Source organism: Flavobacterium sp. ACN2 (assembly GCF_002303885.1).
GTDB lineage: Bacteria > Bacteroidota > Bacteroidia > Flavobacteriales > Flavobacteriaceae > Flavobacterium.
In genome coordinates this window covers 20,880-41,569 of the sequence record NZ_MRCM01000016.1, presented here as the reverse complement: position 1 = coordinate 41,569, position 20,690 = coordinate 20,880, and the positions used below count along the sequence as shown (strand labels likewise).

The window sequence follows — 20,690 nt, the reverse complement described above, 5'->3', positions numbered from 1 at the left end:
AGAAATTTTAATTATTGTGATAAAATGTTGCTTTTTAATATTGATTTGTTGAATTTTGGCGTTTAAAATTTAAAATCATCATGAGAGAGATCCATTATATAAGTTCAGAAACCATCACTTTAGAAACGTTACAAGAAATTTTAAGCCAAAATAAAATACTTGAATTATCTGAAGAAGCTAAAGTAAATGTTCAGAAATGCCGTGATTATTTAGATAAAAAAATGGCATCGCATACGGCGCCAATTTACGGAATCAATACAGGTTTTGGATCTTTATATAGTGTAAAAATCTCAAATGAAAACTTATCTAAGCTTCAAGAGAATTTAGTAAAGTCGCACGCCTGCGGAACAGGAGAGGAAGTTCCTGCTGAAATTGTGAAAATGATGCTTTTGCTTAAAATCCAATCGTTAAGCTATGGACATTCTGGAATTCAGTTAATCACATTGCAACGTCTGGTTGACTTTTACAATAATGATATTCTGCCTATTATTTATACGCAAGGTTCACTTGGGGCTTCAGGAGATTTAGCGCCGCTGGCACATTTGTCTTTGCCTTTAATTGGAGAAGGAATTGTATTGTTTGAAGGAAAAAAAGTGGCTTCTGCTGAGGTTTTAAAGCATTTCAACTGGGAACCGATTGTACTTCAATCCAAAGAAGGTTTGGCTTTACTGAACGGAACGCAGTTTATGAGTGCTTACGGAGCTCATATTTTAATTAAAGCGTATAAATATTCGTATTTGGCAGATTTAATCGGAACCATTTCTTTGGAAGGTTTTGATGGAAGAATTGAACCATTCAACGAATTGATACATTATATACGTCCGCACAAAGGACAAATCGTAACGGCACAAAGAATTACAGAATTTTTGGACGGAAGCGAAATCATTACTCAAGAGAAGAAACACGTTCAAGATCCGTATTCTTTCCGTTGTATGCCACAGGTTCACGGAGCTTCAAAAGATGCGATCGATTATGTTCGCAAAGTATTCAAAACAGAAATCAATTCGGTTACCGATAATCCAAATATATTTATAGAAGCCGATCAGATTATTTCTGGCGGAAATTTCCACGGACAGCCTTTAGCTTTAGCTTTAGATTTTATGGCAATTGCTTTGGCCGAATTGGGAAGTATTTCAGAAAGAAGAACCTATCAGTTAATTTCAGGATTGCGTAATCTTCCAGCATTTTTGGTTGATAATCCAGGATTAAATTCAGGTTTCATGATTCCGCAATATACGGCTGCAAGTATTGCCAGTCAGAACAAACAATTGGCAACTCCAGCGAGTATCGACAGCATTGTTTCAAGCAACGGTCAGGAAGATCACGTGAGCATGGGAGCAAATGGAGCAACAAAAGCCTTACGTGTTTTAGATAATTTAGAGCGCATTTTGGCAATTGAATTATTAAATGCGTCACAGGCCATTGCGTACAGAGAGCCTCTAAAATCAAGTGATTTTATCGAAATGTTCTTAAATAGTTACAGAGAAGTTGTGCCTTTGGTAAAAGAAGACAGGATCTTACATAATGACATAGAAAACACGGTGTTATTCCTTGAGAGTTTTCAAATTGAAAACGATTTGTTAACAATGGCTTAACACTGAAACGTGTTATTGAAGGTAATTTTGCACTATCAAAAATAAAACAATGTCAATAAACAGTATTTTCCAATTTTTAGTGCCGAAAGACAAAAAATTCTTTCCACTTTTTGAAGAGGCTTCTAGCAATTTAATTGAATTAGCTTCTAACTTACACGAAGCTGTAAATTTACCATTAAAAGAAAGAGAAATTCTTTTTCAAAAGATTGACGAATTAGAACAAAAAGGAGAAGACATTACACGTCAGACTAACCTTGAGTTAAGCAGAAACTTTATTACTCCATTTGATAGAGAAGACATTCACACGTTAATTACTTCAATTGACAACGTTGCCGATTACCTTCATGGTGCATCTAGCCGTATGAGATTGTATCAGGTTGATAAGATTACAAAATCTATCAGAAAGATGACAGAAATCAACCTTGAAGCTTGTCAAAACATTGACAGTGCGGTAAAAGAGTTGAGAAACTTACAAAATTTTAAAGTTATTAAAGATGCTTGTGCTAGAATCAACAAACTAGAAAACAAGTCTGATAACGTATATAACAAAGCAGTTTTTGAAATTTTTGAAAACGAAACAGACGCTAAAAATATCATTAAATATAAAGAGGTGTTATCTGTTTTAGAATCAGCAACAGACAAATGTAAGAGTGTTGCGAACATACTAGAATCTATTTCTGTAAAACATTCTTAATTCAATTTTTCAATCTGAAGTTATAATTTTATGACGCTACTTATATTAATTATAGTATTAGCCTTAATTTTTGATTACATCAATGGTTTTCATGATGCGGCAAATGCTATAGCGACTGTTGTTGCAACAAAGGTTTTGACACCTTTTCAGGCGGTTGTCTGGGCAGCATTTTTTAACTTTCTGGCTTATTGGGTTTTTGGATTTGGTGTTGCGGATACTGTTGCCAAAACAGCGCACACAATGGAAATTAACCTTGTTGTTATCCTAGCCGGAGTAATTGCAGCAATCTGTTGGAATTTATTGACTTGGTGGTTAGGAATCCCTTCAAGTTCTTCGCATACCTTAATTGGAGGTTTCGCAGGAGCAGCTGTAGCGCACGCTATTGCCGTTCATGGTTTCTCTGGTTATGTTGGAGAAGATGGAGCAACTCACTACTGGTACGAAATTGTAAGCTGGTATAAGGCTGGTAAAGATGGCGGAATGCCCTCGGGAGTCCTCATTATTATTGCTTTTATTGTATTAGCGCCACTTTTAGGAGTTATTGCATCTTACTTAATTTCTATTTGGTTATTAAATGCTTCACGTAAAAGTATCGGACCAAAAATCTTTACTGTTGCTTTAATGCTTGCAACTATTTGGTTTGTTTACGTTCAAATGGTTTCTTATGAAGAGATTTTAGAGCACGGAAAACCTCGTTTCGAATCTCATTTCTGGAGCGTTGTATTCGATTCTCATAATATTAAATGGTTCTTAGTAGCCTTCATTATCTTAACAGTAAGCGCATTTTGTTTAATATTCAGCAGTTTGAATCTTCATCAAGCAGATGCTGCTTTAAAGAAAATGCAGTTATTATCTTCTGCGGCATTTAGTTTAGGTCACGGAGGAAACGATTCTCAAAAAGTAATGGGTATTATCGCTGCTGCTGTAGCGGTTTATATCAATACAAATCCAGGAGTTCATATGGATGCTTGGTTAGATGTTGTGCTTCCAAACGATGACGCAGGTATTAAAGGTGTAATGCCAAGTTGGATTCCTCTTGCGTGTTATTCTGCTATTGCTGCAGGAACTTTGAGCGGTGGATGGAAAATCGTTAAAACAATGGGTTCTAAGATCACTAAAGTAAGTTCGTTTGAAGGTGTTGCTGCTGAAACTGCAGGTGCTTTGACACTTTACTTTACAGAACACTTAAAAATTCCAGTAAGTACAACGCACACCATTACGGGATCTATCATTGGTGTTGGATTAACTAAACGTGTTTCTGCTGTAAGATGGGGAGTTACGGTAAGTTTAATCTGGGCTTGGATCTTAACTATTCCAATTTCGGCTTTATTAGCAGGTTTGGTTTACTTTGTTCTGAGCGTGTTTATTTAGTTAAAATATTTGTAAAGAATATAAAGGATAATCTTTTTAGTTGATTATCCTTTTTTGTTTCAAAAAACTATCTTTGTAAGATAAAATTTACTTAAAATAAGTTTTGAATGAAAATAATAAAGCAATTATTGAAAATTATTTTTTTTAGTTTTACTCTTTTTTGGTTTTATTCTTTTACAAAATGTGAGTATTTGACTTGGAAACATGAATCAGAATTTTTGATTCCTAAAGAAGTTAGTTCAATGATAGATGGAATGTCATCAAAAAAGGTTTTGGAATATGCAAATTATAACGCAATTGTTTATTATGTAAGCTCAGAAAAAAGTTCTGGTGATACGATTTATTTTATTTTAGTAGACGGAAAATGGATCATTTCCAATTGGGAAACTGTGTGGTCAAAAACAGGAAGTGCGGATGGATTTATTTGGCCATATATAAGATAATAGCATTCTAACAATATTATAAAGCCGATTTCAATTTGAGATCGGCTTTTTTGTTGTTGATATTTGATAGTACTAAAAATATGTCTTAAAATGAAATTTTAAAAACTTTTTCAGGTAAATGTAATGTTCATATAAATAGATCTTTGCAAAAATATTTAATGATAAATTTTAATACATAAAGGCAAATGGAAAGAGTATTTGAAAAGCCAATAATGTTTGATGGTGAAAAAGAAAATGTGGTATTAATCTATTCAGATTACATAATAGGCGACATTACGAAAGAGATTGCAGATTCAGCTATCGAGAGAATTAATAATGGCTTATTTGCTCCGTCGGATTTTGAATTGATTATAAATGTAAAATCTGTTTTTGAATATGAGTTAGAACTGGATATTGATTCACATATCATGTTTGGAGTGAAAAATGAATCCGGGACAAGCTATGAAACAATTGATTTTAAGGATGCGGAAACTGCAAAAAATGCTGAAAGATTAATTAAAGGAAATTTTGAAAATTTAGGATTAACTAGAAAAGAAGAGCAAATGACACGTATTAGCGCTGCGGTTTCTCCTTTAATAGTGACAGGGATTGTTGCAGTTGTTGGTGGGCTGCTGACATGGATGGCTTATGAGCTTGAAGATTATGAGTCACCACGTACAAGAATTGTAAAATGGTATGTTGCTCTTGTAGTTAAAATATCAAAAACGGTGGGATATCTTCCGTTTCTGATTGTTACAGCGATAATCACGATCTTTTGTTTGTACTGGATGTGTAAAAGAATGATAAATCCTCCATACAAGATTTTTGCAACTAAATAATTTGACAAAAAAAAGCCGACTTCAATTTGAAATCGGCTTTTTTATTGGATTAGAATTAATTAGAAAAAATGTCTTCAAATAACATTTTTTTAATTTTTACTAGCCATTGTTAGTATTCTATAGGTTGATATTTGCGCAATTATTCATGGTATGTTTCATTAGAAAAAGTTATTGAAACAGCTCTGAGCAACAGCAAATTTCAAAAGGAATGTTCAGTATAAAAAATATTATAAGTTCGAGATTCTATTGCTTAATTATTGTTTTTTCATTGTTTTCTTGCCAAGAACATGATATAAGAAGAATTCGTTTGCAAGTAGATCAAAAGAAGGTAACGAGTAGTCCAAATGAAGAGTCAGATTTAATTTCATATTTCATTAAAGAATCAATTAGCAGGTCTTTAAAAGGGATAGATACAGGTAAGTTAAAATATTATTCAGTAGAAAGAAATGATACAATCTTGGTAATAGTAAAAGTTACTGATATGATAGGGATTGAAAAAGCTTCAAGGAGAAAATTGTTATTTGCAATTAACCATTGTATTTTAACATCCGAAAGGTATAATATGAAAAAGATTTATATTGATGTTGAAGGAAACTTTACCACTCTTTTAGTGAAAACGCCTTCAAAATATGATCTTGATGGAAAGTTTGCAAATGAAGATTTACTTCTATCTTTTTATGGAAAGTCAAAAAGTTCATTTAAAAATAAAAGATAATTTTTTTTTGCGATTAAAATTTTTGAAGGTTTTTATGGTTATGCTTGCGTTTGTAATGTGTCTGTTTAAGGTGTTTTTGATCTTTAGAAATGATGCTTATGGTGCCGTCAATTTCAAGCATGGCGAGTTTAATATCAGTTAAATGTTCTAAACCATGTTCACGCGCAGCTTCTTTTAATTCTTCGTGCGAAACATCTAATCGGCTCAAAGTTTTAAAATCTAACACACCGTCGTGAATTAATATTTCTGGTTTGTCGAGCAATAAGTCGCCGAGGGTTTTGAATCTCTTTGTCAGTTTTTTGATAGCAAAGTTTATGGCAAACAAAACTAAAGCTGCGACTAGACCTCCAATAAGACTGGTGTCAGGACCAACCATTGCATTCTGAACAGAGTTGCTTATTAATAAAATAAGAATAATATCGGCAGTATTTAATTGTGAAAGTTCTTTTTTGCCGAATACGCGTAAAGCAATTGTCATGAAGAAATAAACGGCAACACTCCGAATAATTATATCTAAATAAGGAAAAGTCATGTTTTTTATTTTAAAGTTAAATAAAAAAGCTTTGCCAAGTTTTAAAGTTCGGCAAAGCTTCTAAATTATTTATGGGAAATTAAGTTTAAATGAACTTAATTATAATTTAAAATTTTTCTCAATAGCTCTAATCATTTCTCCTGCCACATCTTTATTAGTTGCACCTTCAATTCCTTCCAAACCTGGAGAAGAGTTTACTTCAAGCAATAACGGACCTTTAGACGAACGGATAATATCAACTCCAGCAACTTTCAAATCCATTGCTTTTGCTGCTTTAATGGCTATTTTTTTCTCTTCGGCAGTTACTTTGATTACAGATGCAGTTCCGCCAAGGTGAATATTAGCTCTAAACTCGCCTGGCATCGCTTCGCGCTGAATTGCGGCAACGACTTTTCCGTCAATTACAAAACAACGAATATCTTTTCCGTTAGCTTCCTTAATAAATTCTTGAACTAATATATTGGCATTTAAACTTTTAAAAGCATTGATTACACTTTCTGCCGCCTTTTTCGTTTCGGCCAAGACAACGCCTTTTCCTTGCGTTCCTTCTAATAATTTTACAATTAGTGGTGATCCGCCAACCATTTTAATTAAGTTGTCTGTATCAAGCGGAGAATTGGCAAATCCGGTAGTCGGAATATCGATTCCGCTATTCAGTAATAATTGTAAAGAATATAGCTTATCTCGTGATTGCGTTATGGCTGTAGCCGAATTTAAAACAAAGACTTTTAAAGCTTCAAATTGACGTGTCAAGGCGCAACCATAAAAAGTGATACTTGGGCGAATTCTCGGAATAATAGCATCAAATTCGTTTAGGATTTTTCCGCCGCGGTAATGAATTTCAGGTTTTTTTGCATCCAATTTCATGTAGCATTCCTTGATGTTTAAGAAATGCATTTCATGCCCGCGCATTTCCCCGGCTTCCATAATTCTTTTATTACTGTAAAGCTCTGGATTGCTAGCTAAAAGACCAATTCGTAGGCCTGTAGTTGCTTTTTCTGAGTTTTGGTACAATTCTTTTAAAGATTCTGCTGTTGGCTGTCCTAAAAGATATTTTTGCTCGGGATCGACTAAAACCCTGCCGCTCATAGCTTCGCGTCCTAAAAGCATTCTAAAGCCCATAGAATCGCGATTGGTCAAAGTCATTTCGATTGGCCATTTGGCATCTCCAATTTTTAAGTTGGTTTGGATCACATAACGATGTTCTCTAAATCCGCTCGAACTTTTTACAATTCGTTTATCAACCAAAGGCGCTTCACAATGAATAATGGTTTTGATATTATTCTGAATCGGATTAATGTCGAATTTAACCCAATTGGCATCATTTTTTATAAAAGGAGCTATGTTTAAAGCGTGCATTGCCGAAGTTTTGGCACCAGAATCGACACGAGCCTTAATTGTCGGGATTCCAAGTTCTGGAAATGAGCACCATTCTTCGCTACCTAAAATGACTTTGTTTTGAAGCATATTTTGTTTTTTATTATAGAATTTAAATTCAAAAATAGCTATTTGCTTTTACTAAAGATAGTGATTTTTGATAAAAAAAATACCCGTTATGTTATGAAAACGTAACGGGCATATTATGAATGTTATAAATTTTGACTAATTTATTGATTCGTTGGCTCTTCGGCTTTATGAATCTCAACGGATAATTCTTGAGAATCTTCTTTTAAGTCCATCATAATTTCATCACCAGAATGTATTTTAGAAGTAATGATTTCTTCAGCCAATAAATCTTCAACGTATTTCTGAATGGCTCTTTTTAGCGGTCTTGCTCCAAATTGCTTATCAAAACCTTTTTCTGCGATAAACGCTTTTGCTTTATCAGTTAAGCTTAATTTGTAGCCTAACTCTGCAATGCGAGAATACAGTTTTTTCAATTCGATTTCGATAATCAAATCAATATCAGCTTTTTCTAATGCATTAAATACAATTACATCATCAATTCTGTTTAAGAACTCAGGAGCAAAAGTTTTCTTCAAAGCGTTTTCGATAATGCTTTTTGAGTTTTCATCGGCCTGAGCTGTTCTTGCAGCTGTACCAAATCCAACACCTTGTCCGAAATCTTTCAACTGACGAGCACCAACGTTAGAAGTCATGATAATGATAGTGTTTTTAAAGTCAATTTTACGACCTAAACTATCTGTTAAATATCCGTCATCTAAAACTTGAAGCATCATGTTGAATACATCTGGGTGCGCTTTTTCGATCTCATCTAAAAGAACCACACAGTATGGTTTTCTACGAACTTTCTCAGTCAATTGACCACCTTCTTCGTATCCTACGTATCCTGGAGGCGCTCCAACTAAACGAGAAATCGCAAATTTCTCCATGTATTCACTCATATCAATACGAACCAAAGCATCTTCAGAATCAAATAATTCTTTTGCTAATACTTTAGCCAACTGTGTTTTACCAACACCAGTCTGACCTAAGAAAATGAATGAACCAATTGGTTTGTTCGGATCTTTAAGTCCAGCTCTGTTACGTTGAATAGAACGAGCGATTTTTAAAACAGCTTCATTTTGACCAATTACTTTATTTTGAATCAATTCAGGCAATTGAGCCAATTTGTTGCTTTCTGTTTGTGCAATTCTGTTAACAGGAATTCCAGTCATCATCGAAACAACATCGGCTACATTATCTTCTGTAACTTCAATTCTGTTGTTTTTAGAATCTTCTTCCCATTGTTCTTGTGCTGTAGCAAGATCTTTTTCAATACGTTTTTCATCATCGCGAAGTTTGGCTGCTTCTTCATATTTTTGCTTTTTAACAACCATATTTTTCATTTCGCGAACTTCTTCTAACTGACGTTCTAAATCCAAAATTTGTTTTGGAACATCGATGTTAGTGATGTGTACACGTGAACCTGCTTCGTCCATCGCATCGATCGCTTTGTCTGGTAAGAAACGCTCAGACATATATCTGTTTGTTAGCTTAACACAAGCCTCGATTGCTTCTGGAGTATAAGTTACGTTGTGGTGATCTTCGTATTTATCTTTTACGTTGTTCAAAATCGCGATTGTTTCTTCAACAGAAGTTGGCTCCACAATTACTTTTTGAAAACGTCTTTCTAAAGCACCATCTTTTTCAATATATTGTCTGTACTCATCAAGAGTAGTAGCGCCAATACATTGAATTTCTCCTCTAGCTAAAGCAGGTTTGAACATGTTTGAAGCATCAAGCGAACCTGTTGCTCCACCAGCGCCTACAATAGTGTGGATTTCGTCAATAAAAAGAATAATATCGTCGTTTTTCTCCAGCTCGTTCATTACGGCTTTCATTCTTTCCTCAAATTGTCCTCTGTATTTTGTACCCGCAACTAAGCTTGCAAGGTCAAGAGTTACAACACGTTTGTGGAAAAGGATACGCGATACTTTCTTTTGGATAATACGTAGCGCCAGTCCTTCTGCAATAGCAGATTTACCAACTCCAGGTTCTCCAATAAGAAGCGGATTGTTCTTTTTTCTACGGCTTAAAATTTGCGATACACGCTCAATTTCTTTTTCACGTCCTACAACAGGGTCTAATTTTCCTTCTTCGGCCATTTCTGTTAAATCTCTCCCAAAATTATCTAAAACCGGAGTCTTAGATTTTTTGTTTGACTTATTGGCGGGATTATTAAAGCTGCTTTCTTTAAGACTGTCATCTTGTCCTGAATCATCATTATATGATTCGTTTCTTGGCAAGTTTTCTAAGAATTCTTCTTCGTTTGGAGTCATATTTAAATACTGTTCTTTAGCTACGTCATAATCTATTTTTAGTTTATTCAATAGCTTGGTTGTTGGATCGTTTTCGTTTCTCAAGATACATAACAGCAAATGTGCCGTGCTTATCGATGAACTTTGAAATACTTTTGCTTCAAGAAAAGTGGTCTTCAGGGCTCTTTCTGCCTGTCGGGTAAGATGAAGGTTTTTCTTTTCTGCATTTACTTCAACGCTCAAGTTGGCAGGGCTAAGTACTTCTACTTTTCTGCGTAAATGATCTAAATCGACAGCTAGGTTATTAAGTATATGAATAGCTTTTCCGTTACCATCTCTTAAAATACCTAGCATAAGATGTTCTGTACCAATAAAGTCGTGCCCTAAACGAAGAGCTTCTTCCTTACTGTACGTAATTACATCTTTTACTCTTGGTGAAAAATTATCATCCATAATATATAATTGGTATTGTAAATTTAGTGAATTACTGTTTTAAAAACAAAAACCGTACCTTCAAGAACTACTGTCAGCTAATAGACGAAAAAAAAGAGAATAAAAGAGTTAAAAAACGCTTAATTTATTAACTAAAAGCCGAAATAAAGTTGTTAATAAATCATTTAAATAAGTGTAAGGAAATAGCTGAAAAAATTTTAAAAAAACGTATCTTGGCACGCTTTGAAACTAATGTAATTATTAAAACATAACAACTTATGTCTGAAGGAGAAAAGTTAATTCCTATTAACATTGAAGATGAAATGAAATCAGCTTACATCGATTATTCGATGTCAGTAATTGTATCGAGAGCGCTTCCTGATGTTAGAGATGGCTTGAAACCAGTGCATCGAAGAGTTCTTTACGGAATGTATGATTTAGGTGTAACATCAAGATCTGCCCACAAAAAGTCTGCGAGAATTGTAGGGGAGGTTCTGGGTAAGTACCACCCGCACGGAGATACTTCTGTATATGATGCAATGGTGCGTATGGCTCAGGAATGGAGCATGCGTTATTTATTAGTTGATGGTCAGGGTAACTTTGGTTCTGTCGATGGAGACAGTCCTGCAGCAATGCGTTATACTGAGGCCAGAATGCGTAAAATCTCAGAAGATATTATGGCAGATATCGAAAAGGAAACAGTTGATTTTCAGCTGAACTTTGACGATACTTTATATGAGCCAAAAGTAATGCCTACACGAGTTCCTACTTTATTAGTAAATGGAGCAACTGGTATTGCGGTTGGTATGGCGACTAATATGCCACCACACAATTTAACAGAGGTTATCAATGGTACTTTAGCATACTTAGATAATAATGATATTGAGGTTGACGAATTAATGACACATATTAAAGCTCCTGATTTTCCAACGGGAGGTGTAATATATGGTTATGAAGGCGTTCGTGAAGCTTTTAAAACGGGTAGAGGACGTATTGTAATGCGTGCTAAAGTTGGTTTTGAAGAAGTGGATGGAAGAGAGTGCATCATTGTTACTGAAATTCCATATCAGGTTAACAAAGCCGAAATGATCAAACGTACGGCTGATTTGGTTAACGATAAAAAAATCGAAGGTATTGCCAATATTCGTGACGAGTCGGATAGAAATGGTATGCGTATCGTTTATATCTTGAAACGAGATGCTACACCAAACGTGGTTTTAAATACCTTATACAAGTATACGTCATTACAATCTTCTTTTAGTGTAAATAATATTGCATTAGTAAAAGGCCGTCCGCAAATGTTGAATCTGAAAGATATGATTCATTATTTTATTGAGCACCGCCACGAAGTTGTAGTTAGAAGAACACAGTTTGAATTACGTAAGGCAGAAGAGAGAGCTCATATCTTAGAAGGGTTAATTATTGCTTCTGACAATATCGACGAGGTAATTGCGTTAATTAGAGGATCTAAAAATACAGATGAAGCTAGAGAAAAATTAATCGAAAGATTTAAATTATCAGATATTCAAGCTCGTGCTATTGTTGAGATGCGTTTACGTCAGTTAACAGGTCTGGAGCAAGATAAATTAAGAGCTGAGTTTGAAGAATTAATGAAGTTAATTGAGCATTTGAAAGCTTTATTGGCAGATGTTAATTTGAGAACAGATTTGATTAAAGAAGAGCTTACAGAAATTCGTGATAAATACGGTGACGAAAGACGATCTCAAATTGAATATTCTGGAGGAGATGTGAGTATTGAAGATTTGATTGCTGACGAAAATGTGGTTATTACAATTTCACACGCAGGTTACATCAAACGTACAAACCTTACAGAATACAAAACGCAAAATAGAGGTGGAGTTGGGCAGAAAAGTGCTGGAACAAGAGATCAAGATTTCTTAGAGCACATGTTTGTGGCAACAAACCACCAATATATGATGTTCTTTACCCAAAAAGGAAAATGTTTCTGGATGCGTGTTTATGAAATTCCAGAAGGAAGTAAAACAGCAAAAGGTAGAGCAATTCAGAACTTGGTAAACATTGAAAGTGATGATAAAGTAAAAGCTTTCATTTGTACACAAGATTTAAAAGACAAAGATTATATCAATACGCATAATCTTGTAATGGTTACCAAACAAGGTCAGGTAAAGAAAACTTCTTTAGAGAAATATTCTAAACCAAGAGCAAATGGAGTTGCTGCCATTACAATTAAAGAAGGAGATGAGTTAATTGGAGCTCAGTTGACAAACGGAGAAAGCCAAATTATCTTAGCGGTTAAATCTGGTAAATTAGTTCGTTTTGAGGAAACTAAAACACGTCCGATGGGAAGAACAGCCTCTGGAGTTCGTGGAATTACCTTAAAAGATGAAACTGACGAGGTAATCGGAATGGTTACTGTAGATAAAAACGATATTTCTACATCTCAAATCTTAGTTGTAACGGAGAACGGATACGGAAAACGTACTAAATTGGTTGACGACGACGGAGAAGACGTGTACAGAATTACAAACCGTGGAGGTAAAGGGGTTAAAACACTTAATATCACGGATAAAACAGGTAAATTGATCTCGATCAACGCTGTTACTGATGCAGATGACTTAATGATTATTAATAAATCTGGATTAACGATTAGAATGGCAATCGAAGATTTACGTGTTATGGGACGTGCAACTCAAGGTGTTCGATTGATTAATCTTAAAGGAAAAGATTCTATCGCTGCTGTAACAACTGTAATGAAAGATGATGCCGAAGAAGTAGAATTGGATGAAGATGGAAATGTAATCGGTGCAATTGAGAGAGTTAAACCAGATTTGGAGGTTCTAGAAGATGACGGATCTGTAGAAGAGGAAGACGACTCTGATGATGAAGTAGAAGAGGAAGACGATGCTGAAGCAGAAGACGAAGAGTCTGAAGAATAAGTAAAAACAGAAAATTAAATACAAACAAATAATACCATTATGAAAAGTAAATATGTAATACTTGCATCAGCATTACTGATCTCTGTAGCTACGTTTGCTCAGAAAGATCAAATTAAGAATGCTGAAAAGGCATTAAAAGGCGGAGATGCACAAGGTGCTCTTGCTCAATTGAAAGATGCAGAGAACTTAATTGCAAATGCTAAAGATACAGAACAGGCACAATACTATTTCGTTCAAGGAAATGCTTTTCTTGACCTTGCAAACAAAAAGGTTGAAGAAGGTAAAAACTTATTAGCAGCAGCAGACAGCTACAAGAAATTAATTGATGTAGAAAAAGCTTCAGGAAAACAAAAATATTCTACACAAGCAGCAGCGTCAATTACTAACATTAAAGGATTATTAATTAATTCTGCAATTGCTGACACGCAAGTAAACAAACATGCTGAAGGTGCAAAAAAATTGTTTGAGGCATACGAGTTAGACAAGAAAGATACAATCAACTTGTATTATGCGGCTTCTACAGCTGTAAATTCACAAGATTACGATCTTGCTTTGCCAATGTATGAAGAGTTGAAAAAATTAAACTTTTCTGGAAAAGGAACTTTATACTTAGCTGTAAACAAAGCTAACGGAAGCGAAGATAACTTTGCTAATGCTAAAGAAAGAGATTTAGCAGTTAAATTAGGAACTCACGAAAAACCTAAAACCGAAGCTATTCCTTCTAAAAGAGGTGAAATCTACAAAAACTTAGCTTTAATTTTGGTTCAAAAAGGACGTACTGAAGATGCTAAAAAAGCAATCTCTGATGCTAGAAAAGCAAACCCAGAAGATTCTTCTTTAATTCTAACTGAAGCGAATTTATACTTAGAAAGCAAAGATTACGAGACATACAAAAAATTAGTTGGTGAAGCTTTAGAAAAAGACCCAAAAAATGCTGATTTAGTATTCAATTTAGGAGTAATTAGCTCTGGAGCTAAAAACAATGCTGACGCAGAGAAATATTACTTAAAAGCAATTGAAATCAACCCTGAGTATACAAATGCTTACTTAAATCTTGCTGCTTTAAAATTAGAAGCTGAAAAACCAATCATCGACGAGATGAATAAATTAGGTACTTCTGCTAAAGACATGAAACGTTACGATGTTTTAAAAGCACAAAGAGAAGCTGTTTTCAAAGGAGTTATTCCTTACCTTAAAAAAGCTAACGAATTAGATCCTAAAAACGAGGATGTTTCTAAAACATTATTAGGAGTTTACAACGCTCTTGAAATGACTGCAGAAGCTAAAGCTTTGAAAGCAAAAATGTAATTACAAGCTTTTTAAAATAAAAAAAAACCATTCACCGCAGTGAATGGTTTTTTTTTTATGCTTTTAGCTGATTAATTCAGCGGATAAAGTAATGGTGGTATTTAATAGTTTTGAAATCGGACAGATTTCTTTTGCTTTGGCTGCCGTTGATGCAAACTCTTCTGCAGAGATTGAAGGAACTTTTCCTTTTAAATCTAAATGAATTAAAGTGATAGATCCGTCTTCAAAAGTTACTGTCGCTTCTGTGGTTAAATCATCGGCTGTAAAGCCTGCTTCGTTCAATAAAAAACTTAATTGCATGGTAAAACAGCCCGAATGCGCTGCTGCAACCAATTCTTCTGGATTTGTACCAACGCCATCAGCAAATCTTGTTTTAAAAGATAGTTGTGCATTATCTAAAGTGGTGCTTTGCGTGCTTATTGTTCCTTTTCCTTCCATACCGGTTCCTTGCCAGTTGGCGTGTGCTTTTCTTGTAAATTTCATATTCTCCTTATTTAAAAATTAGTATTAAATGTTATTTGTTTGATTGCCAGTTAATAGTGGTAACTCAAATATAATCAATATTTTGCAGAATAGTTTTATGAAATTTAATTGTATTGTTAAGTTTTGGGTTTTAGGCTGGAGTGATTTTTAACCGTAAATGCGCAATCCCGATAGTTATCGGGAACGCAAATCACGCAAAGTTTTAAGTTTGTTCGAGGTTTTGTAAACTTTGTCAAAGTTTAAAACTTTGACAAAGTTTTGTATCATAATTAAAACAGCATTTTGCGAACTTTGTGGTTTAAAAAAAAAGATGCAATGAGTATCATTGCATCTTTTAAATTATAAAGAAAATAAAATTCCAAATTCCAATTAAGCGTTGCCAATTGGAATTTGGAATTTAAAAAATTGGAATTTCAAGTATTTATTCTTGTCCCAAGTTTCTTAATTGTTTCAATTTATCTTTCCAAACTTCAAGGCTTTCTTTGTGAATGGCAATGTTTTTACGAACCTCTGTAACTATTGAATTCTCTTTTTTAGCATTTTTAGTATTGGTAAAGAACTGAATGTTGTTTTCTAACTGGAAGATTTCATTTTGAACTTCTTCAATTTTACGCATAATAAAGATTTTTTCATTGTCTAATTTACGCGTATCATTGCTGTCAGATAAAGAATCAATTCGGTTTGCAAAACGCATCATTTCAGATTCTTTTTTGCTTAAGCTTAGTTTCTCAAAAAGAGCATCTAAGATTTTATTGAACTTCCCTTCGATATGCCTTCTAGAGAAAGGAACTTTACCAAATCCTTTCCAAGTTTCAATATGTGCTTTTATGGCATCCAAATCTGTTTTGTGATCTCCAGTTAATTGGAAAGATCTTAAAGTGTCTAAGTATGCTTTTTTGTTGTCAAAAGCAGCAACTTCTTCACTGTTTTCTTCCGATTTATGCTCTTTTAATTTATCAAAATAATGGTTGCAGGCATCCTTAAATTCTTTCCAGATTTTATCGGAATATTTTTTAGGAACATGGCCAATTTGTTTCCATTCTTCCTGAATCTGTTTCATTACTGGAGTTGTAGCTGAGAAATCAGTGCTTTCCTGTAATTCTTTAGCTTTTGCAACAAGAGCCAATTTTTTATTTAAATTATCGTTTTGGTCTTTTTTGATATCCTTATAGAAAGAATTTTTGAAAGCGTTGAAGTTTCGAACAGCAGTTTTAAAAGTAGCCCAAGTTTCTTCATTTACTTCAGAAGGAACTTTTCCTGCAGCAAAAAACTCGTTTCTTAATTCTTCTACTTTCTGAATCTGAATAAGCCATTGCGAATGAGAATTTACTTTTTCGCTTCCAAGCGCTTCAATTTTAGCAATAATTTCTTTTTTAGTTTCAAGATTTTTTTGCTCGTTTGCTCTTTGGCTTTCAAATAAAAGTTCTCTTTTATCGTGTATTTTTTTAGTCAATTCGCTAAATTGATTCCAGATGGCATCACGGTGCTCTTTAGAAACTGGTCCGATTTCTTCTTTCCAGATTCTGTGTAAATCCTGTAATTCGCGGAAAGATTTACTTACATCGGTATCATTTACCAATTCTTCAACGCGCGCTATAATCTTTTGTTTTAGTTCTAAATTATGTTTAAAGTCTAAATCTCTAGCCTCGCGATCTAAGTGTAGATAATCGTAGAAGTTTTCTACATGAAAATGGTAATTGTTCCAAACGTGATTGTATTTGTCTTTTGGAATTGCTCCAGCATTTTTCCATCTTTCTCTTAATTCATTAAAATGCTTAAGAGTGTCTTTGATGTTTTCTTGCGGATTGATTAATTCCTTTAATTCTTCAACAATAGCCAGACGATTCTCTAAATTGCTTTTTAGATTGGTCTGTAAATGTTTAAAATGAGCATTTCTTTTATCTCTAAAAACATTATAATATTCGTCAAATTTTGATTTTAAAGGAAGGTGATATTCAAATTCTTCACTAGGATCTGGATTAGAAGCTAAAAATTCTTCTTTTTTCTCCTCTATAAGATGGTGATACTGTAGTAAAAAAGCTTTTTTGATTTCTTCAATATGATCTTTTACAGACATTACTTTGTCTATATTAACCAGTTTTTTAAGTTCATCAACAAGAGCGTCAAGTGAGAAAGTGTTGTAATCCTGCATAGGAATGTCATGACGATCCTTTAAAGTTTCGTCTTCACTTTCAGCAGCATTTGAATTTGTAATGACATCTAATGCTTCTTGATGATCATTTTCTTGTTTTTCTACTTCATTTTCAGTTTCTGAGACCAAATCTTCGGTCAAAGTTTCAGAATCTGATGTTTCGATTGCATCATTTGCTACAGAATCATTTATTTCGATTCCAGATTTTCCGTCTGCTTCATGCAGGTTATCATTCTTTTCTTCTAACATCTTTAAAATGTATAAGGTTTTTATTTTAAACAATGCGAAAGATAGTAAAGGTGTTTCTAACTACAAAATAAATCACTTGTTTATACGGTATTTTACGACGAAATTCCTATTCTTTCCGAAAGTTTTCTAGTATGTTGAATCTGTTTTTAGTGAATTACTGAAGGATATATAAATTCAAAATTGGCATTGTATCTAAAATAGACTCTTAATAATCCATTTTTTTGGGACTTATATTGCTATTTCTTTAAAATTAAAAAAGAATCAAGACTCCAACTTCCATTCCCCAATTATAGGTTCTGTTAGGGCCGAAACCAGCGCTGGGGTGTATGTAAACAAGATTTGAGGGGGTAATTTTTCGTCCAAATTCAACAAAAGTATTATTTTGAAAACCTTCAATAACGGTATTATATCGAAGTGCTACATCTCCAGAAATCCAGTTTTTTCCAAAAAAATGCATTAACAGATTTTCTAAAAGTGCAGTACTAATGTCGGAACGATCACTATTTCCAGCAAAACTCTGCTGATATTCAACGGTAGTTAATAGCAGAAACTTTTTTTGATTGAAGTATCTTCCGTAAACCATAGCAGGCATGACAACCCATTTTCCGGTTCCAAAATTTGGATCTTCGGCTGTGTTAGAATAAACTCTGGTTCTTACCGCAATACCATTGTTATTTCTTAAGTAAGGAATAAAACTGATTCCGCCTCCAACATCGCCAATGGCTGTCTTGTTGGTTGAAGTTGTGTTGGTAGAAACCAAAGGAAGATCAAAACGTAGATTCCAGGCTTTATTGCCAATTGGCAGTAAAAATCGAACCTGTGTGGTGTTAAAAGAACCTTTATCGGTATCTAGATACTCATTGTAAAACAGAATTGTTTTAAGAAAATAATGGTAACGAGGCTCAGATAACGGACTTTTGAGAGTGTCTGCGTTTTGAGCTGAAAGTAGGTTGTGTAATAAAAAAAATAAAATGCTAAGTAATTGTATTTTCTTCATAACCACTTGTTAGTTAGTGGATTAAAAATACAAAAAATACGTTAACATTTTATTTTTTGATACTTATTTTATTTGTTCCAGATTTTCCATGCTTTTTCAGCTTGAAAAATAAGCATATCGTGACCATTTTTAATTACAGCGCCCATTTCTTTTGCTTTTCGTAAGAAAGTGGTTTCTGCTGGATTGTAGATTAAATCGTAGGCAATGTGTTTTTCTGTGAAATACTCGTATGGCAAATTCGGACAAGCTTCAATATTCGGGCTTGTTCCAACTGGCGTACAGTTGATTATAATTTGAAAATTGTCAAAAGTAGTAGCATTAATCAAATCATAGTCAATGATGTTTTCTTTTGCTTCTCTAGAAACAAAAGTGTACGGAATATCCAATTCGTCCAAAGCAAAAGCTACGCCTTTCGAAGCGCCTCCTGTTCCTAAAATAAGCGCTTTTTTGTGATGCGGCTCTAATAATGGCTTAAGAGACTTTTTGAATCCGTAATAATCGGTATTGTAGCCTTTTAATTTGCCGTTTTTGGTAAATTTAATGGTATTAACAGCGCCAATTAAAGTGGCTTTTTTTGATAATTTATCTAAGAATGGAATAACTTGTTCTTTGTACGGAATAGTAACATTTAAACCCTTTAAATCAGGATTGTTTTTAATTAATTCTGTGAAGTAATTAATCTCCGAAATGTCAAAATTCTCATAGCTGTTACCAGCAAAAACTTCATTATTAAATTTTTCTGTAAAATAACCTTTTGAAAAAGAGTAGCTTATGTTGCGTCCTAATAATCCAAAACGTCTTCTTAATAAAATATCAACCATTCTTATTTACGATGTTTTTCTATATAATTTTTTACTGTTTTTTTTGCCCAAACAACAGGGAATAAGTCTTCAATTAAGATATAATTATCAAAATTTAGACGTAAGCCATTGCTTAAGTGAAATTTAGCTTTTGTATTGTCTTGAATCATAAAATACAATCCAGCCAAACGATATTCAATTTCGTTTTCTTCAGGGAAATATTCTGAAGCTTGCAATAAAGTTTGAATAGCCGTTTCAAATTCTCCTAAAAACTGAAGAATATCAACCCAGTACAGCCAAGTGTCTAATGCATAATCTCCAAATTCAACCGCTTTTCTAAAACCAAATTCGGCTTCTTCAAAGAAATTCATTTGTTTGTTGATTGTAGCATATCTTTTCCAGTACAAACGATTCTGATTGTCAATCGCTAAAGCTTTATTCACAAAAAATAATGCTTTTTGATAGTTTTTCTGGCGAAGGTGAAAATCTGTAATCGCAATCCAGCCTTTGTCTAAAAGCGGATCTTCATGTACAGTTTGGTTATAATATTGAATTGCTTTCGCTAAATTTCCAAGTTTTTCATAACATTTTCCAATTCGAAGAAGGGCATACGAAGTCGCATCGTCCAATTCGATGGTTCTGTTATAACTTTCAATTGCTTCATTGTATTTTTTTAGACGCTCGTAAGCTTTTGCTTTTTCCATAAAAGCGCCTAAAAATTCATCATCAATCAGAGTTGCATAATCAAATGCACGAATTGCTGCTTCATATTCTTTTATGCCATAATGAAGGCGTCCAAGCTGATGCCAAGCGATTTCGCTGTAAGGGTTTCTGTTGATATAATCGTTTAGATAAATAATAGCTTCTTGATTTTGGTCTAAAAACTCAAAGCAATACACTACGTTATAGAGAGCAGATTGATCTTCTAAGTCTTCTTCAAGACATTTGATAAAACTGTCCTTTGCAAGCTCAAGGTTATCCATAAAAAGATATTCCATTCCGATCAAATTGTACACATCAGCGTAATCATCAGTATATTGAAGTGCGATTTTTAACAGTTCAACCGCTTTTTCGTGCTGATCTCTTTTTGAGCAGATATTGGCTTTCTGGATGTAGATTTCCTCGTTGTTGGGTTCAATTGCGTATAACTCATTCAAAAGCTTTTCAGCAATGTCGAGTTTGTCATCATAAACCAGCATTTCTACTTGTACTAACTTTAAGCCTGTAGATTTTGGATGCTGGTCTAATGCAAGTTTTAAGGCCTTTTTTGCTAAATTAGCCTTACCTATGTCTAAGTAATGAAGAATAATTTCTTCGAATTCTTCAGAATCAAAAAAGAGCACTTTGTTAGTTTTTAACATCGACTCAAATTTGGATAGGGATAGGTTATAATCTTCTTCTTCGTTGCTTAATTGCATACTTCGTATATTTGAAATTAGCCTGTTATAAATTTAGGCAACCATATAATCGCTGTAAGGATAA

16 protein-coding genes are annotated in these 20,690 nt (G+C 33.9%); 8 read left to right on the top strand and 8 right to left on the bottom strand.

Translation table 11 applies throughout. The features are described 5' to 3' along the window. The first annotated feature begins 80 nt into the window (after positions 1–80). The 6 genes from hutH (at position 81) to BSF41_RS17855 (ending at position 5,636) form a co-directional block, all read left to right on the top strand. A complete protein-coding gene (gene hutH / locus BSF41_RS17880) occupies positions 81–1,595 on the top strand; it encodes a histidine ammonia-lyase (RefSeq protein ID WP_095930868.1) in 1,515 nt (504 codons plus the stop codon). A gap of 49 nt (positions 1,596–1,644) precedes the next feature. Next, a complete protein-coding gene (locus BSF41_RS17875; protein WP_008462731.1) occupies positions 1,645–2,289 on the top strand; it encodes a DUF47 domain-containing protein in 645 nt (214 codons plus the stop codon). Positions 2,290–2,319: 30 nt separating this feature from the next. Then, a complete protein-coding gene (locus BSF41_RS17870) occupies positions 2,320–3,660 on the top strand; it encodes an inorganic phosphate transporter (RefSeq protein ID WP_095930867.1) in 1,341 nt (446 codons plus the stop codon). 107 nt (positions 3,661–3,767) lie between these two features. Continuing rightward, entirely contained in the window at positions 3,768–4,103 is a 336-nt protein-coding gene (locus tag BSF41_RS17865) for a hypothetical protein (protein ID WP_095930866.1), read from the top strand. A gap of 185 nt (positions 4,104–4,288) precedes the next feature. Then, positions 4,289–4,921 carry a hypothetical protein gene (locus tag BSF41_RS17860; RefSeq protein ID WP_095930865.1) on the top strand — a complete coding sequence of 211 codons (633 nt, stop codon included), beginning with the start codon at positions 4,289–4,291 and terminating at the stop codon, positions 4,919–4,921. A 307-nt stretch (positions 4,922–5,228) separates the two neighbouring features. Next, complete coding sequence (locus BSF41_RS17855) at positions 5,229–5,636, top strand: hypothetical protein (RefSeq protein ID WP_141248160.1); 408 nt, start codon at positions 5,229–5,231, stop codon at positions 5,634–5,636. A gap of 13 nt (positions 5,637–5,649) precedes the next feature. Here the strand turns inward: BSF41_RS17855 and BSF41_RS17850 are convergent, their stop codons facing one another. The 3 genes from BSF41_RS17850 to BSF41_RS17840 form a co-directional block, all read right to left on the bottom strand. Then, the gene (locus tag BSF41_RS17850; RefSeq protein WP_095930863.1) at positions 5,650–6,168 is read right to left on the bottom strand and encodes a DUF421 domain-containing protein; all 519 of its coding nucleotides are present in this window, start codon (positions 6,166–6,168) and stop codon (positions 5,650–5,652) included. Between the two features lie 99 nt (positions 6,169–6,267). Continuing rightward, the gene (rimK, locus tag BSF41_RS17845; protein WP_095930862.1) at positions 6,268–7,635 is read right to left on the bottom strand and encodes a 30S ribosomal protein S6--L-glutamate ligase; all 1,368 of its coding nucleotides are present in this window, start codon (positions 7,633–7,635) and stop codon (positions 6,268–6,270) included. 140 nt (positions 7,636–7,775) lie between these two features. Beyond that, the gene (locus BSF41_RS17840; protein WP_095930861.1) at positions 7,776–10,322 is read right to left on the bottom strand and encodes an ATP-dependent Clp protease ATP-binding subunit; all 2,547 of its coding nucleotides are present in this window, start codon (positions 10,320–10,322) and stop codon (positions 7,776–7,778) included. Between the two features lie 257 nt (positions 10,323–10,579). Between BSF41_RS17840 and gyrA the strand changes: the two genes are divergently transcribed. Further along, positions 10,580–13,219, top strand: a complete 2,640-nt coding sequence (gene gyrA / locus BSF41_RS17835; protein ID WP_095930860.1) for a DNA gyrase subunit A — start codon at positions 10,580–10,582, stop codon at positions 13,217–13,219. Between the two features lie 39 nt (positions 13,220–13,258). Continuing rightward, positions 13,259–14,527 carry a tetratricopeptide repeat protein gene (locus BSF41_RS17830; protein ID WP_095930859.1) on the top strand — a complete coding sequence of 423 codons (1,269 nt, stop codon included), beginning with the start codon at positions 13,259–13,261 and terminating at the stop codon, positions 14,525–14,527. A 63-nt stretch (positions 14,528–14,590) separates the two neighbouring features. Here the strand turns inward: BSF41_RS17830 and BSF41_RS17825 are convergent, their stop codons facing one another. The 5 genes from BSF41_RS17825 to BSF41_RS17805 form a co-directional block, all read right to left on the bottom strand. Then, positions 14,591–15,010, bottom strand: a complete 420-nt coding sequence (locus tag BSF41_RS17825) for an OsmC family protein (RefSeq protein WP_095930858.1) — start codon at positions 15,008–15,010, stop codon at positions 14,591–14,593. Between the two features lie 421 nt (positions 15,011–15,431). Beyond that, complete coding sequence (locus BSF41_RS17820; protein WP_095930857.1) at positions 15,432–17,411, bottom strand: DUF349 domain-containing protein; 1,980 nt, start codon at positions 17,409–17,411, stop codon at positions 15,432–15,434. A gap of 250 nt (positions 17,412–17,661) precedes the next feature. Further along, the gene (locus BSF41_RS17815; RefSeq protein ID WP_095930856.1) at positions 17,662–18,408 is read right to left on the bottom strand and encodes a lipid A phosphoethanolamine transferase; all 747 of its coding nucleotides are present in this window, start codon (positions 18,406–18,408) and stop codon (positions 17,662–17,664) included. Between the two features lie 68 nt (positions 18,409–18,476). Next, complete coding sequence (locus BSF41_RS17810; RefSeq protein ID WP_095930855.1) at positions 18,477–19,229, bottom strand: shikimate dehydrogenase; 753 nt, start codon at positions 19,227–19,229, stop codon at positions 18,477–18,479. A gap of 2 nt (positions 19,230–19,231) precedes the next feature. Next, entirely contained in the window at positions 19,232–20,626 is a 1,395-nt protein-coding gene (locus tag BSF41_RS17805; protein ID WP_095930854.1) for a tetratricopeptide repeat protein, read from the bottom strand. Positions 20,627–20,690: the final 64 nt, after the last annotated feature.